The following is a 16818-nucleotide window of genomic DNA, read 5'->3' on the forward strand; positions in this document are numbered from 1 at the left end:
GGGGCGTTTTTTTACAGCTGCTGAAGAAACCCGGCAAAGCGCTGAATTTGTTCACGTAACGATTGTTTGTTTTCGTGAAATTGTTTGAAACGATGTCCGTTTGCTCCGGACGGATGCGGGAAGCCTTCCAGAATGAACGCATGACCCATTCTGCCGTTCTTCTTCAGCATGCGGCAGGCTGATTCTGCTGCTTTGCCGAGAGGGATAAGCAGGATATCCTTTTCCATCATTTCTATTTCATCCGGAAAATATTTCAGCGCGTAACGGCTGAGAAGAGCTGACCTGCTGATTGCCGGCCGATGTCCCGTATAGTTTCTCTGTTTATAAAAAACAGGGTGTTTGATAACGGACGTTGTATGAAGAAGCTCTCGTTTTGAATCAAATAACCGGGATGAATCCTCAACGTGAAGCGCGGCCGGCAGACCGCATTCATTAAGCATTTCGATGATGTTCTGTCTCATTGAACCGGAAAGTCCGGCCGCTTTTTTTGTTTCATACGCTATCGTTTCAAGCGTTTCGCCATCTTTTAAAAGCTGTGCCGCTTTTTTGTAAGCCAGCTGCATTTGAAAAAAACCGGGTGTGATTCCGGAAATGGCAACGACTGCATAAGGGTTAATATATTCATTATGAGGTGAATAATACAAATCCAGATCTCCGTCCTTGGCTAAATGGAAAGCCGGAGTCAGCAAATCCGATTTTGTAAACCCTCCCGAATATGATAGTGCTTTAAGCTGCTGCAAAAAATGCGCAAGCCGCTCACGATCGCAAATCATGTTATGCCTCCTTGAATCCGCCAGTTTCTCTTAGTGTCATCAAAAACGTCGGATGACATGCAGGCTCATACATCACTTTTACCGGCGTTCCAGAGCATCTTCAGGACGTGAGGCGTTCCTTTAACTTCAGCCGCCGTCGTTTGCACGGCTGTTTTTTTAGTGAGAAAATCTTCCTGCAGTTCTTTTTGCTTTTGCGATAACAGAACGGTTTCTGTTTTGATTTCATCAACGGACGTCTGCATGGACGCTGTCGCGGCGTTAATCTTCTTTATATCAGGCGCTGTGTTTCTTTTAAAACGTACCGCGGATACGGCTGCATAAATTAATGCGGCAGCCGCAATGGCAGCACTGATATACAAAATGATGATCATCTGCTTTTCACTCCTTTTTTTCAGTTGATACCCTTTACGGATCGTGTTGAATCATTTTATTTGCTAATTGTTTTTTTTCTGCTTATAATGTGAAATCGTACATAAGGACATTCAGAAAGGGTGAAAGACGTGGAAAGCTTACAAAACAAAACGGCTCTTATCACGGGTGCGGGCAGAGGAATCGGCCGCGCCGCCGCTATCGCTTTAGCCAAAGAAGGAGTCAATATCGGTTTAATCGGGCGCACAGAAGCAAATGTCGAAAAGGTTGCGGAAGAAGTGAAAGCCCTTGGTGTAAAGGCATCATTCGCTGCTGCCGATGTAAAAAACCAAAAAGAGGTTGAACAAGCCGTCTCCTCTATTAAAGAAGAACTCGGTGAGATTGACATCTTGATTAACAATGCCGGAATCAGCAAATTCGGCGGATTTTTGGATCTTACGCCTGAAGAGTGGGAAGACATCATTCAAGTTAATGTAATGGGTGTATACCACGTGACACGCGCCGTTCTTCCTGAAATGATTGAGAGAAAATCAGGAGATATCATTAATATTTCTTCTACGGCGGGCCAAAGAGGCGCCGCGGCGACAAGTGCGTACAGCGCTTCTAAATTTGCCGTTCTCGGTCTGACTGAATCTCTCATGCAGGAAGTCAGAAAACACAACATCCGTGTCAGCGCAATGACTCCGAGCACGGTTGCCAGCGACATGTCTATTGAATTAAATCTGACAGACGGCAATCCGGAAAAAGTCATGCAGCCTGAGGATCTTGCAGAATATATGGTTGCTCAATTGAAATTACATCCGCGCATTTTCATCAAAACTGCCGGTTTGTGGTCAACGAATCCTTAAACAAGAGGGGACCTGTCTTCACGACGGGTCTTTTTTGTTTCCGCAAACCCGAATAAATAGGCATAAAAATCCGTTTTTACAGAAAAAAGAGTGAAAAAGAAACCGATATCAGCTATAATTAAACTAAATAAACTATGTACCAAATGTTCATTAAAATTATTTTTCCCCGCCTCCCAAAAAACAAATCTATACAAACCAAACTGTCCGAACGATAAAAGGGAAAACGGAATATAAAGAGAATATTTAGTGCATGGAATAATTTGTTAGAAGGAAGGGTGTGCACATAATGAAAGAAGAAAAAAGAAGTTCAACCGGTTTTTTAGTGAAACAAAGAGCTTTTTTAAAGCTTTACATGATTACAATGACAGAGCAGGAACGGCTTTACGGACTGAAGCTTCTCGAGGTGCTGCGTTCGGAATTTAAACCCATCGGTTTTAAGCCGAACCATACCGAGGTGTACCGTTCGCTTCACGAACTTTTGGATGACGGGATTTTAAAGCAAGTAAAAGTGAAAAAAGAGGGAGCCAAACTCCAGGAAGTCGTTCTCTATCAATTTAAAGACTATGAAGCTGCGAAGCTTTACAAAAAACAGCTGAAGACAGAGCTTGACCGCTGCAAAAAGCTGATTGAAAAAGCCATTTCAGATAATTTTTAAATCCGGCCGGAACGCACCCGGCCTCCCGGCCTCAAAAGGTTTGTAAGGTATGTTCTGTGATTCATTATACATAATAGCAGGCTCGGAACAATACATATCAATAGAACCTTCAAACTTGACATCGACTCTTGAAGTGGTAACATAAAAAACGTGTGAAAAATACGAACAAAATACGAACAAGGGAGATGTTACCGATCTTAGATCAAAAGAAAGTTGCTTTTATCGGAGCAGGATCAATGGCTGAAGGAATGATATCAGGCATGGTCCGCGCAAAAAAAATTCCCAACCAAAACATCTGCGTGACAAACCGCCGCAATACAGAGCGACTTGCTGAATTGGAACATCAATATGGAATTCAGGGCATTGCTTTTGACAGCATGAAAACCGAAGATATTGATGTCTTTATTTTAGCCATGAAGCCGAAGGATGCCGAAATCGCTCTGGCTACGCTGAAACGGCGTATTCAACCTCATCAAATTATCCTGTCTGTTCTGGCAGGCATAACAACCTCATTTATACAACAATCATTACATGATCGTCAGCCTGTTGTAAGAGTGATGCCGAACACATCCAGCATGATCGGCGAATCGGCAACAGCTGCGGCTTTCGGAGACCATGTCTCTTACGGTTCAGCAAAAACCGCGGTATCCCTTTTGGAATGCCTCGGGGAAGTGTACGTGATCAAAGAAGATCAGATGGACATTTTCACCGGCATCGCAGGCAGCGGACCGGCGTACTTTTATTATTTAATGGAGTTTATTGAAAAAGCAGGTGAAGAAGCCGGCTTAGACAAACGGCTGTCCCGCAAAATCGGCGCGCAAACGTTATTGGGCGCCGCTAAAATGCTGATGGAAACGGGTGAAAAACCGGATGTGCTCCGGGAAAACATCACCTCTCCAAACGGCACGACGGAAGCCGGCCTCGATGCGCTCAGGTCAGAAGGCGGCGGAGAAGCCATTGCCAAAGCCATTAAACACGCGACCGAACGTTCTATTGAGATCAGCAAAACAATTGAAAAAACGGCAGCACTATAATCGTTAAAAAACAGGAGTGATACAGTGACGTCTCGGACGAAGATCAAAAGAGTCGCGGTGAAAATCGGCAGCAGCTCACTGACGAGCCTGCACGGGGAAATCAGCAGAAGAAAGCTGGAAGCATTGGTGGATCAAATCGCACAGCTGAAAGACAGCGGCTATGAAGTGATTTTAGTATCTTCCGGCGCAGTGGCGGCAGGTTATCGGAAGCTCGGATTTATTCAGAAACCGGAAAGCCTCCCTGAAAAACAGGCTTCCGCTTCCATCGGGCAGGGATTATTAATGGAGGCTTATTCAAAGCTGTTTTTAGCGCACGGTTATGTCGCATCACAAATTTTAATTACAAGAAGCGACTTTTCCGATGAATACCGCTACCATAATGTGCGCAATACGATGAACGTCCTTTTGGAACGGGGCATTATTCCGATTATTAATGAAAATGACACGGTCACAGTCAATCGGCTGAAATTCGGAGATAATGATACACTCGCAGCGAAGGTGGCAGGTTTAATTGATGCCGACATGCTTGTGATTTTATCAGACATTGACGGTTTATATGATGATAATCCGCGCAGCAACCCGAAAGCGAAAAGAATCAGACATGTAAGTGACATCACTCCGGAAATAGAAGCAAGCGCGGGAGATGCCGGGAGTGAAATGGGAACCGGCGGAATGCGTTCGAAACTGGATGCTTTTAAAATTGTGATGGCCTCCGGTATTAAAGGCTTTCTCGGGCAGGCCAACATTCCGGACATTCTGCTTCAAGCGGTAGATGAGGCGGCTGAAGGAACTTATTTTGAAGCGGAAGGAACCCTGCCGTTAAACCACAAAGAACAATGGCTTGCATTTAATTCCGGCCCCGAAGGCGAAATTGTGATGGAAAAAGAAAGCAGCCGCGATGTCGCGAACGGAAATATGGAGCTGTCACCGCAGGACATCGAGCAGATTAAGGGCAGATTCAGCAGCGGAGCGGTTGTCAGGCTGCTTGATCAGCAGGGAGAAGAGCTCGGACTCGGCATCGTCAACTATTCCTCATCCCAGCTGAAGACTTTTAAAGAAACGCCGCATAAACAGACCGATCAATCAGTCATTGATCCGGAAGCGTTTGTCTGCCACGTTGAACTATCCATCCCGATCGGCTGAGAAAGATCTATAAAAATATGAAAAAGCCCGAGGCTTCGTTTTGAAGCTCGGGTTTGTTTTTTATTGATATTGTTCAAGTTTGGAGAAAAATTGAATGACAAAATGATAGAAATCATTTGCAGACGGAGCCAGTTCCCTTCCTTTTGGTTTAATAATGCCTACGGTACGCTTCACTTGAGGAAATTCAATCGGAATTTTGACCGTGAACCGGGGTGTGGTTTCTGCAAAGGTGCTTTCAGGTAATAAAGTAACTCCCATCCCCGCGGAGACTAATCCTTTAATGGCATCTAAATCCTCGCCTTCCGTCGATACAAGCGGCGCAAAGCCGGCCTGTCTGCAAGCGTCAATCGCCATGTTACGGAGAATAAACCCTTCAGGAAATAAAACAAATTGGTCGCTGCGAAGATCAATTAAATGAATATTTTTCTGTTTGGCAAGCGGATGGTGCAATGGAACAAGCGCGTAAATCTTTTCCGTGAATAAGATATTGCCTGTTATGTCGGGGAATTCCGTCGGGACGGGGCCGAGCAGCGCCGCATCTATATCCCTGTTTCTTACCGCTTCGATTAAAAACTTATAAGACCCCTGGCGGAGCAAAAACTCAACGTTCGGGTATTCCTCTTTAAATGCCGAAATCACCGTCGGCAAAAGCTGGCTTGCAAGGCTCGTCGGAAATCCTATTTTGACGGTTCCGCGATTCGGATCAAGATATTCATCAATTTGTTCTTTCGCGTAATCAATTGCTTTCATCGCCGTTTTAACATGTTCTAAAAATTGTTTGCCGATCGGCGTTAATTTAATATTTCTGCCTTCCCGTTCAAATAAAGTGACTTTCAGCTCTTCTTCAAGATTTGCAATCTGCCTGCTGATGGCGGATTGTGCGACATGCAGATGATCAGCCGCTTCTGACACATGTTCCCGTTCTGCTACCTCCATAAAATACCGAAGCTGGCGTAATTCCATTGCGTTCACACCTATCTATCTCATTTTGAGATGTATTTGATCTAAATTATATATTGTTTATATTGTTTTGAAAACTTACAATTAATTTAAAGTTGTCAGATTTTATGACCGATAATTAACGGAAACTGATCGGGGGAGAGGAATTATGACTTACAATCAAATGCCGAAAGCACAAGGTCTCTACCGTCCGGAATTTGAGCACGATGCATGCGGAATCGGCTTGTATGCCCATTTAAAAGGGAAACCTTCACATGACATTGTCAAAAAAGGACTGAAGATGCTTTGCCAGCTGGATCACAGAGGAGGACAGGGCAGTGATCCGAATACGGGTGACGGCGCCGGCCTGATGGTTCAGATCCCTGATGCTTTTTTTAAGAAAGAGTGCGGAGAAATGAGACTGCCGGAAAAAGGCCGTTACGGGGTAGGAATGGTCTTTTTCTCGCAAAATGAAGAGGAAAGAAAAAAGATCGAAAAACAGGTGAATGCATTCATTGAGCAGGAAGGACAGATCGTTCTCGGCTGGAGAACCGTCCCTGTAAATGTCGGAAAAATCGGAACAGTGGCGCAAAGCACTTGCCCGTATGTGCGTCAAGTATTCATCGGCGCCGCAAACGATTTGAAAGACAGCCTTGCTTTTGAACGCAAACTGTATGTCATCCGGAAGCAGGCGGAAAATTGGGGCGTTCAAGAACAGCTTGATTTTTACTTCGCAAGCTTGTCAAGCCAGACTATTGTTTATAAAGGGTTGTTAACGCCTGAGCAGGTTGACGCTTTTTATTTGGATTTGCAGGATGAAACCTTCGTATCTGCATTTTCACTCGTGCATTCAAGATTCAGCACAAATACCTTTCCTACTTGGGAACGTGCCCATCCGAACCGCTATCTGATTCATAACGGAGAAATCAATACGCTCCGGGGCAACATCAATTGGATGAGAGCGAGGGAGCAGCAGTTCGTTTCAGAGAGCTTCGGAGACGATCTTCACAAAGTGCTGCCGATTTTAAATGCTGAGGGCAGTGACTCATCCATTCTTGATAATGCGTTTGAATTTTTCGTGATGGCGGGGCGGAAACCGGCACATACGGCAATGATGCTGATTCCGGAACCATGGACGGAAAACACACACATGTCTAAAGCGAAACGGGCTTTTTATGAATATCACAGCTCTTTAATGGAGCCGTGGGACGGGCCGACCGCCATTTCGTTTACGGACGGAAAACAAATCGGCGCCATCCTTGACCGTAACGGCCTGCGTCCGGCACGTTATTATGTGACAAAAGATGAGCATATTATTTTCTCATCTGAGGTCGGCGTTATTGAAGTAGAGCAGGAGAACATTCTTCATAAAAAACGTCTGGAGCCCGGAAAAATGCTGCTCATTGACTTAGAGGAAGGCCGGATTATTTCAGATGAAGAAGTAAAAACAGAAATCGCCAATGAATTCCCGTATCAAAAATGGCTTGAAGAAGAATTGGTTCAAGTGAATCCTGACCCGGAAATCCGGGAAGAGGAACAATTCGATGATCTTCTCGTCCGTCAAAAAGCGTTTGGCTATACGTATGAAGATATCCAGAAGTATTTAATTCCTGTTATTAAAGAAGGCAAGGACCCGCTCGGCTCTATGGGAAATGATTCGCCGCTCGCCGTTTTATCCGATCGCGCCCAATCACTGTTTCATTACTTTAAACAGCTGTTTGCGCAAGTTACAAACCCGCCGATTGACGCGATCCGCGAGCAGCTTGTGACCTCCACGGTGACATGGCTCGGAGCTGAAGGCGATCTGCTGCATCCGAGTGAAAGAAATGCCCGCCGCATTAAACTGTATACTCCTGTATTATCAAACGAACAGTTTTATGCGCTGAAAACACTTGTGCACCCTGACATTAAGAGCCAGAACATCCGCGCGCTGTTTTCCGATGACCTAGAAAAAGGCCTGAAGGATTTGTTTCAGCAGGCGGAAAAAGCGATCAAGGAAGGCGTATCTCTGTTAATTTTATCTGACAGGGCAATGAGTAAGGAATTGACGCCGATTCCGCCGCTCTTGGCCGTCAGTGCGCTGCATCAGCATTTGATCCGCCAAGGCCTGCGAACAAAAGCAAGCATTATCGTTGAATCCGGGGAAGCGCGTGAAGTTCATCACTTTGCGGCTCTCATCGGGTATGGTGCCGATGCTGTCAATCCGTATTTGACTTACGCTACGTATAAGCAGGAAATCGATGAAGGCCGGCTTGATATTCCGTATGAAGAAGCTGTCAGCAAATACGGAAAGAGCGTAACAGAAGGCGTCGTGAAAGTGATGTCAAAAATGGGGATTTCAACTGTGCAAAGTTACAGAGGCGCCCAAATTTTTGAAGCGGTCGGCATCGGTGAAGACGTTATCGCCAAATACTTTACCGGTACTGCATCTCAGCTTGGCGGAATCGATATCGAAACGATTGCGCAAGAAGCGAAACAGCGCCATCAAGCGGCGTACAAGGATGATTACAGCCAAACTCTTGAGCCGGGTAGTGATTTCCAATGGCGAAACGGGGGAGAGCACCACGCTTTCAATCCGAAAACCATCCATACCCTGCAATGGGCGTGCCGCAAGAATGATTACAGCCTGTTTAAGCAGTATTCTCATGCAGCGGATGAAGAACGAATCGGATTTTTACGCAATCTGTTCGCCTTCAAAGAAGACCGCAAGCCTTTAAAATTAGAGGAAGTTGAATCAGCTGCGTCCATCGTGAAACGTTTTAAAACAGGAGCGATGTCATTCGGTTCATTAAGCAAGGAAGCCCATGAGGCTTTAGCGATAGCGATGAACAGGCTTGGCGGAAAAAGCAACAGCGGAGAAGGCGGCGAGGACCCGAAACGTTTCGTTCCGGATGAAAATGGCGACGACAGAAGAAGTGCGATTAAACAGATCGCTTCCGGCCGTTTCGGCGTAAAGAGCCATTATCTCGTCAATGCGGATGAATTGCAGATCAAAATGGCGCAAGGGGCGAAGCCGGGAGAAGGCGGTCAGCTTCCGGGCAACAAAGTATATCCTTGGGTCGCGGATGTCCGCGGTTCTACACCAGGTGTAGGGCTGATCTCACCGCCTCCTCACCATGATATTTATTCCATTGAAGACTTGGCGCAGCTGATTCATGATTTGAAAAATGCAAATCGAAGCGCGCGAATCAGCGTCAAGCTCGTGTCAAAAGCCGGTGTCGGCACGATTGCGGCCGGTGTGGCAAAAGGCACTGCAGATGTCATCGTCATCAGCGGCTACGATGGCGGAACGGGCGCGTCGCCGAAAACAAGTATTAAACATACGGGTCTTCCGTGGGAGCTTGGTCTTGCAGAAGCTCACCAAACGCTGATGCTGAACGGTTTACGGGATCGCGTGGTATTGGAAACGGACGGTAAGCTGATGACAGGCCGAGATGTCGTAATGGCCGCCTTGCTCGGTGCGGAGGAATTCGGCTTTGCTACAGCGCCGCTTGTCGTTCTCGGCTGCGTCATGATGCGCGCCTGCCATTTAGATACATGTCCTGTAGGTGTCGCGACGCAAAACCCGGAGCTCCGCAAAAAATTCATGGGCGACCCTGACCATATCGTAAATTACATGCTGTTTGTCGCAGAAGAAGTGCGTGAATATATGGCGCAGTTAGGCTTTAAGACGCTTGATGAAATGATCGGACGGACAGACGTTCTTCATGTCAGTGAACGTGCGAAAGCGCATTGGAAAGCGGGCCAGCTTGATTTATCCACACTGCTGTACCAGCCTGAAGGCGTACGCACTTTCCGTACGGCGCAAAACCATAAAATCGACGAGTCGCTTGATATGACGGTAATTCTTCCGGCGGTGCAGGCTGCAATTGAAGCCGGTCAGGAAGCGGAAGCTGAAATCAAGATCAATAATACAAATCGCGTAGCCGGAACCGTGACGGGAAGTGAAATTTCTAAACGCTACGGAGCGGAAGGCCTGCCGGATGATACGATCAGACTTCATTTTACCGGATCAGCCGGACAGAGTTTCGGAGCATTTGTTCCTAAGGGGATGACGCTTCATTTGAACGGGGATTCAAATGACTACGTAGGCAAAGGGCTTTCAGGCGGAAAAATCATCGTGAAAGCGCCTGATGACTTCAATTGTGAAACTCACGATAACGTTATTATCGGGAACGTCGCATTTTACGGAGCAACAAGCGGGGAAGCGTACATTAATGGGCGCGCCGGTGAACGTTTTGCAGTCCGTAACAGCGGAGTCAATGTCGTTGTAGAAGGTATCGGAGACCACGGCTGTGAATATATGACAGGAGGCCGGGTTGTCGTCCTCGGCGAAGTCGGCAAAAACTTCGGGGCGGGAATGTCAGGCGGTATCGCATACGTCCTGAGTGATGATGCTAAAGCATTTAAACGCAAATGCAACATGGAAATGATTTTATTTGAAAAGCTGACGGATGAGGCGGAGATCAAAGAAGTGCAAGAAATGGTCAAACGGCATGCGGCGCTGACAAACAGCAAAAAAGCCGCAGCTCTCCTGGACAATTGGGAAAAAGCCGCAGAAACCTTTATCAAAGTCATTCCGAAAAACTATAAACAAATGCTCCTCAGCATCGAAGAACAAAAAGCGGCGGGTTTATCAGAAGAAGACGCAATTATGTATGCTTTTGAAGCCAATACAAAGGTCCTCCAAACGCCTGCCAAAGATCAAAAACAAGCGGTAGTACAGTAAGAAAGGGGAGAGGAACATGGGGAAACCAACTGGATTCATGGAAGAAAAACGAGAAAAACCGGCTGAGCGGGACCCTCTCACTCGCTTAAAGGATTGGAAAGAGTATTCGGCTCCATTTTCAGATGAAGCGTCAAAGCGGCAGGGGGCGCGGTGTATGGATTGCGGCACACCGTTTTGCCAAATCGGCGCTGATATCAACGGTTTTACGTCCGGCTGCCCGATTTATAATCTGATACCGGAGTGGAATGACCTCGTCTATCGGGGGCGCTGGAAAGAAGCCTTGGAGCGTCTTCTGAAAACGAATAACTTTCCTGAATTCACAGGGCGGGTCTGTCCCGCTCCTTGTGAAGGGTCTTGTACGCTGGCCATTTCAGATCCGGCTGTTTCAATTAAAAACATCGAGCGGACGATCATTGATAAAGGGTTTGAAAACGGATGGATTCAGCCGAGAATTCCAGCGAAACGCACAGGTAAAAAAGTCGCTGTCGTCGGTTCAGGCCCGGCAGGTTTGGCAAGCGCTGATCAGCTGAATCAAGCCGGTCATTCCGTAACAGTCTATGAACGTGCCGACAGAGCCGGCGGCCTGCTGATGTACGGCATTCCGAGCATGAAGCTTGAGAAAAATGTCGTCGAACGCCGTATAAAGCTTTTGACGCAGGAAGGTATAGATTTTGTGACAAATACCGAAATCGGCGTTGACATAACAGCAGATGAGCTGAAAGAACAATTTGATGCCGTCATTTTGTGCACAGGCGCCCAAAAGCAGCGCAATCTGCTGATTGAAGGCCGGGAAGCAAAAGGCGTCCATTATGCGATGGACTATTTAACACTGGCGACGAAAAGCTATTTAGATTCCAACTTCAAAGACAAACAATTTATAGACGCTAAAGGGAAAGACGTCATCGTAATCGGCGGAGGAGACACAGGAGCTGATTGCGTGGCAACCGCGCTGCGTCAAAAAGCGCGCAGCGTGCATCAGTTCGGGAAACATCCTAAACTTCCTCAGACGCGCACGAACGACAATATGTGGCCTGAACAGCCGCACGTCTTTACCCTTGAATACGCCTATGAAGAAGCGCAGGCAAAGTTCGGCAAAGACCCGAGAGAATATTCAATTCAGACAACAAAAATGGTGGCCGATAAGCAGGGCCGCTTACAAGAGATTCACACCATTCAAATGGAAAAAGTCAGAAACGAATTCGGAAAGTATGAATTTCATGAACTGCCCGGTACAGAAAAAGTATGGCCTGCTCAGCTGGTGTTCATCGCCATCGGTTTTGAAGGGACAGAACAGCCATTATTGAAACAGTTCGGTGTCGATTCGGCAAATCATAAAATTCAGGCGGCATATGGGGATTATAAAACGAATGTTGACGGTGTTTTCGCCGCAGGGGATGCGAGAAGGGGCCAAAGCCTGATTGTATGGGCGATTAATGAAGGCCGGGAAGCAGCGCGCGAAGTCGACAGTTATTTAATGGGGAGCACTGTTTTACCGTAAATAAAGGGGTTTATTTATAAAACCGGCTGGGATCAGCCGGTTTTTCGTATTGAAATGAAACCTCCTTCTTCCTTTATTGGTCATATAAGGGTAACGTGGAGATAACATATGGATTTTTGTTTTACAGAGTGGAGAGATTGTTTTCTTCCGCAAACTGAGACGATTTGCAAGCCTTGAGCCGTTTATTAAGACGCCTTCAAAAACGTGACGGGCTCTGTGTGTCTGCAGTCGATTTGCGGGCAGATTTTAATTGATGAAGAAAAACATATTGAATTTCAAGCGGAAACGCTTATAAACAAATAAGGAAACGGACGGGTCCGCTCCTCCTTTTTTAGACATCTATACGAAAGCCGATATTGCCGAACTGCCGTCCTTCCCGCATTCTGTTAAAAGCGGCAGCTGCTTCACTGAGAGGGTACATGCGGTCGATAATGGGACGGATGCCGCAGCGGTTTATCAATTCCAGCATATCCGCGAATTCCTCATTGCTTCCCATTGATGTACCGAGAATATGAATCTGCGGAAAAAATAGCGAGCGAATAGGAAATCCGAGCTGATCGCCTGAACTGGCGCCAAATGTTACGATCCGGCCATTCGGTTTAATAATGTCAAGATAGTGTTGAAACAAGGCGGGGCCTACACCGTCAAGTATGATATCTGCTTTTTCGCCATTCAGCGCCTCATTCCAGTCACCGTAGCTGTCAATCGCCCGGTCTGCACCGTATGACAGTGCGGTTTGTTTTTTGTTTTCACTGCGGGAGGTGACGCTGACTGTCGCACCGATAGCTTTTGCCATTAATAAGGCGTATGTTGCCACGCCGCTTCCGATGCCCGGAAGGATGAGGTGTTCGCCTTTTTTTAATTGTCCTTTTGTAAATAAGGCGCGATAAGCGGTTAATGCTGATAACGGCAGCACGCCCGCTTCCTCCCAAGTCAGGTGTTCGGGTTTTAAAACGGCGTTTTCCGCAGGAACAATGACATAAGGTGAAAATGTTCCGTCGCTCGGACCGCCTAAAATATCAGGGACGGCTGGTACGTCCTCAACAGTCTTCCAATTCAGCACCGGGTTGATGATGACTTCTGCATGCAGTAAATGAGACCGGACGCCGTGTCCTATTTCGGTTACGATCCCCGCGCCGTCTGAACCGAGAGTAAATTCATGGTTTCCGGTTTCGTGTTTTTTCATTAAAAACAAATCACGATGGTTTAATCCGGCTGTTTTCAGCTTTATTTTTACTTCGCCGTTTCCCGGCCTTTTGTCAGGTGCCTGCCTGAAATCAAAGCCATTTTCGTGTATGATAAGGGCATTCATCATTCTTCTCTCCTTTATGATTGATGAGAAAGATTTTACAGGCTGTATCAGCTGCAGTAAATAAATGAAAATTGATAGCCGGCTATCAATAAAAATCATAGCAAGAAGGTGCCCTTACATGGAAAGTGGAGACTTAAAGATTTTTCAGGCTGTCGCCCGCAAAGGAAGTATTTCAAAGGCGGCAGAAAGCCTGCATTATGTTCAATCAAATGTGACAAACCGGATTCAGCAGCTGGAACGGCAATTGCAAACACAGCTTTTTTACCGCACAAATCGGGGGATGACGCTGACGCCCGCAGGTGAAAACTTATTGAAAGACGCAGACAGAATCCTTCAATTGCTGCATGAGGCGCAAAAAACGGCGCAAGAGGCAGGCGATCCGAACGGCCCGCTTCGAATCGGTTCTCTTGAAACGGCGGCAGCCGTCCATCTCCCTCAATTTTTCACGGAGTATTGCAGCCGCTACCCGAAAGTACAGCTGTCTCTGTCAACCGGTGATACACATACCTTAGTGCAGCACGTCTTACACTATGAGCTGGACGGCGCTTTTGTTTATGGTCCGGTCGAATACGAAGATCTTGAGCAAGTCGCTGTATTTCAAGAAGAATTGGTCTTGGTCTCAAATAAGCGGAAAGGCAGTTTGCAAGACTTGTTGCGAGATCCGATTCTGTATTTTGCCGCGGGCTGTTCGCACCGCCGCAAAATAAAAAACATACTGAAAGAAGAGGCAGTGCCCGCACATAAAATCATTGAATTCGGTACGTTGGAAGCCATTATTGGGGCGGTGCAGGCGGGGATGGGGGTTTCCTTTCTGCCTGCATCAGCCGTCCGTTATTTTCAAAACAGGAAAAATCTTTTTCTTCATGAGCTTCCTGAACAGTTTCGGGGTATGAATATATCATTCATCTACCGGAGTGATTTATTTTTGACATCGGCGTTTGAAGAACTGCTGAATGGATTAAAAGCATTACCGAACGGATGATGAGAAAACAGGACAGCTGTGTACGCCAATTTTTTTCGTTCTGGTTTTTCTTAAAAAAACTTTCTTTTTCGGAAAATTTATGTATAATAAAAGAAAGTTTTTCAGATAAAGTATCTGCAATGATAAGGACATGAGACATTTTAACCGGCCATACAGAGAGGGAAGGCACGGCTGAGACCTTCCCGGCACGAAGAATGAGCTTACCGCCTTTTGAGCTGTATTGGTGAACGAAAGCAGCCGATACCGTATAGCCGCGTTACGGCAAAAATGAGCCGTCACTTGAAGTGGCGGGAATTTGGGTGGAACCGCGGGTCTGACACACACTCGTCCCTTCTTTTGGGATGAGTGTGTTTTTATGTTTATATAAGAAAAATGGCAATGATAAGGACATGAGACATTTTAACCGGCCATACAGAGAGGGAGGGCGCGGCTGAGACCTTCCCGGCACGAAGAATGAGCTTACCGCCTTTTGAGCTGTATCGGTGAACGAAAGCAGCCGATACCGTATAGCCGCGTTACGGCAAAAATGAGCCGTCACTTGAAGTGGCGGGAATTTGGGTGGAACCGCGGGTCTGATACACACTCGTCCCTTGCTTTGGGATGAGTGTGTTTTTTATTTTATTAAAAATAAAGGAGAGATCAGACCGTGAAGAAGCCACACATTGTGATTACTTTTCCTGATGGAAAACAAAAAAAATACCGGAAAGGTAAACGGATCGTTATATGACCTTAGAAGAAGCATTCATAAGGATGCGGCGATTGAACTGTGCAGTTTTCAGTCTGAAGCGGGACTGGAAGTGATGAGACACACAGCAGCACACGTATTGGCGCAAGCGGTAAAACGTCTGTATCCGAAGGTTTGTTTAGGGATCGGACCCGTTATTGACAATGGCTTTTATTATGATTTTGATATGGATGAAACAATTACTGAAAAAGACCTGGCCGTCATTGAAAAAGAGATGAACCGAATCATTTCGGAAAATCCGGAAATTATCAGAGAAGAAATCTCCAGAGAAGAGGCAGAGCAGCTGTTTGCTCATGAACCGCTGAAGCTTGAGCTCTTAGCGGGTATTTCGCAGACTGATACAATCAGTATATACCGCCAGAGCGAATTCATTGATTTATGCCGGGGTCCGCACTTGGCGTCTGCCGGACAGATAAAAGCTTTTTCGCTCACTCATGTATCAGGGTCTTATTGGCGCGGCGACAGCAACCAAAAAATGCTCCAGCGCATCTATGGAAAAGCATTTTCCTCAGAAAAGGAGCTGAACAGACATTTTCAGGTGTTGAAAGAGGCGGAGATGAGAAATCATCGGAAATTGGGAGCGGAGTTACAACTTTTTATGTTTTCGGAAGAAGCGCCGGGTATGCCTTTTTATCTGCCGAACGGTCAGTTTATCCGAAACACGCTTGAATCATTTCTGCGTTCAAAGCAGGATGACTATCATTATCAGGAAGTGCGCACCCCTATGATGATGAACCAGCGTCTTTGGGAGCAATCCGGCCACTGGGATCATTATAAAGAGAATATGTATTTCTCAGAAGCTGATCATCAGCGCTTCGCGTTAAAGCCGATGAACTGCCCCGGCCACATGCTCATATTTAAAGAAAAGCTTCGTTCTTATCGTGATCTTCCGATTCGGATGGCTGAGTTCGGTCAGGTGCACCGTCACGAATTCAGCGGGGCGCTTAATGGCCTGCTCCGCGTCAGATCTTTTTGCCAGGATGACGCACACATTTTTGTAACGCAGGATCAGATCGAGAGTGAGATCGCTTCGGCGCTGCAGCTGATTCACGAGGTGTACACCGCATTTGGTTTTTCCTATGATATTGAGCTGTCAACAAGACCGGAAGATTACATGGGAAGCGAACACTTGTGGGACAGGGCTGAGAGCGCATTAGAAAAAGTATTAAAAGAACAGGGATATCGTTTTCGGTTTAATCGGGGAGATGGTGCATTTTATGGACCGAAAATTGATATTCATATAAAAGATGCGCTGAACCGGAGCCATCAATGCGCCACTGTCCAACTGGATTTTCAAATGCCGGAGAAATTTGATTTAACATATATTGATGAAAAAAACCAAAAAGTCCGTCCTGTTGTCATTCACCGGGCGGTATTCGGATCTCTCGATAGATTTCTCGGAATCATTACAGAACATTTCGGGGGAGCGTTCCCTTTATGGCTTGCACCGGTACAGGCAAAAATCATCCCAGTATCAAACACCGCACACCGGGACTGCGCAGAACAGGTGCACCTGCAAATGAAGAAAGCGGGTATCCGGGCTGAGCTCGATCAGCGCGATGAAAAACTCGGCTATAAAATCAGAGAAGCACAAATGAAAAAAATACCGTATATTGCGGTTGTGGGGGATCAAGAGTGCCGCCATCAATCTGTACATGTACGGCAATACGGGCGGGAAGACACATTTGAAGAGAATGTGAGTGATTTTATTTCCCGGATCATAAGAGAGGCAAAACAAAAAATAGAGATTTAATAAAAACAACATTGACATATCGTAAAATCACGATATAA

12 protein-coding genes are annotated in these 16818 nt (G+C 46.3%); 8 read left to right on the top strand and 4 right to left on the bottom strand.

The window, feature by feature from the left end; translation table 11 throughout:
* Window positions 1–11: 11 nt before the first annotated feature.
* Window positions 12–773, bottom strand: coding sequence for a hypothetical protein (locus OQ477_RS04910; protein WP_265971597.1), 762 nt, complete (start codon window positions 771–773; stop codon window positions 12–14).
* Window positions 774–838: 65 nt separating this feature from the next.
* Window positions 839–1144, bottom strand: coding sequence for a DUF948 domain-containing protein (locus OQ477_RS04915; protein WP_265971598.1), 306 nt, complete (start codon window positions 1142–1144; stop codon window positions 839–841).
* A gap of 129 nt (window positions 1145–1273) precedes the next feature.
* Between OQ477_RS04915 and OQ477_RS04920 the strand changes: the two genes are divergently transcribed.
* The 4 genes from OQ477_RS04920 to proB all read left to right on the top strand — a co-directional run bounded on the left by OQ477_RS04920 (window position 1274) and on the right by proB (window position 4822).
* Window positions 1274–1990 carry a 3-ketoacyl-ACP reductase gene (locus OQ477_RS04920; protein WP_007407344.1) on the top strand — a complete coding sequence of 239 codons (717 nt, stop codon included), beginning with the start codon at window positions 1274–1276 and terminating at the stop codon, window positions 1988–1990.
* A 286-nt stretch (window positions 1991–2276) separates the two neighbouring features.
* Complete coding sequence (rtp, locus tag OQ477_RS04925) at window positions 2277–2645, top strand: replication termination protein (protein WP_003153833.1); 369 nt, start codon at window positions 2277–2279, stop codon at window positions 2643–2645.
* A gap of 185 nt (window positions 2646–2830) precedes the next feature.
* Window positions 2831–3679: a pyrroline-5-carboxylate reductase gene (gene proC, locus OQ477_RS04930; RefSeq protein WP_014418088.1), complete on the top strand. Its 849-nt coding sequence runs from the start codon at window positions 2831–2833 to the stop codon at window positions 3677–3679.
* A gap of 24 nt (window positions 3680–3703) precedes the next feature.
* Window positions 3704–4822, top strand: coding sequence for a glutamate 5-kinase (proB, locus tag OQ477_RS04935; protein WP_265971599.1), 1119 nt, complete (start codon window positions 3704–3706; stop codon window positions 4820–4822).
* 60 nt (window positions 4823–4882) lie between these two features.
* On the opposite strand, the gene OQ477_RS04940 is transcribed toward proB, so the two are convergent.
* On the bottom strand, window positions 4883–5785 hold the full coding sequence (locus OQ477_RS04940; RefSeq protein WP_265971600.1) for a LysR family transcriptional regulator: 903 nt from the start codon (window positions 5783–5785) through the stop codon (window positions 4883–4885).
* Window positions 5786–5930: 145 nt separating this feature from the next.
* Between OQ477_RS04940 and gltB the strand changes: the two genes are divergently transcribed.
* Window positions 5931–10490 carry a glutamate synthase large subunit gene (gene gltB, locus OQ477_RS04945; protein WP_265971601.1) on the top strand — a complete coding sequence of 1520 codons (4560 nt, stop codon included), beginning with the start codon at window positions 5931–5933 and terminating at the stop codon, window positions 10488–10490.
* Between the two features lie 16 nt (window positions 10491–10506).
* Entirely contained in the window at window positions 10507–11988 is a 1482-nt protein-coding gene (gltD, locus tag OQ477_RS04950) for a glutamate synthase small subunit (protein WP_003153838.1), read from the top strand.
* A gap of 331 nt (window positions 11989–12319) precedes the next feature.
* Here the strand turns inward: gltD and OQ477_RS04955 are convergent, their stop codons facing one another.
* A complete protein-coding gene (locus tag OQ477_RS04955; protein WP_265971602.1) occupies window positions 12320–13300 on the bottom strand; it encodes a zinc-binding dehydrogenase in 981 nt (326 codons plus the stop codon).
* A 118-nt stretch (window positions 13301–13418) separates the two neighbouring features.
* Between OQ477_RS04955 and OQ477_RS04960 the strand changes: the two genes are divergently transcribed.
* A complete protein-coding gene (locus tag OQ477_RS04960) occupies window positions 13419–14282 on the top strand; it encodes a LysR family transcriptional regulator (RefSeq protein ID WP_265971603.1) in 864 nt (287 codons plus the stop codon).
* Between the two features lie 680 nt (window positions 14283–14962).
* Window positions 14963–16780 carry a threonine--tRNA ligase gene (gene thrS / locus OQ477_RS04965; RefSeq protein ID WP_416346511.1) on the top strand — a complete coding sequence of 606 codons (1818 nt, stop codon included), beginning with the start codon at window positions 14963–14965 and terminating at the stop codon, window positions 16778–16780.
* Window positions 16781–16818: the final 38 nt, after the last annotated feature.

Source organism: Bacillus sp. ChL18, assembly GCF_026241425.1.
Lineage (GTDB): Bacteria > Bacillota > Bacilli > Bacillales > Bacillaceae > Bacillus > Bacillus velezensis.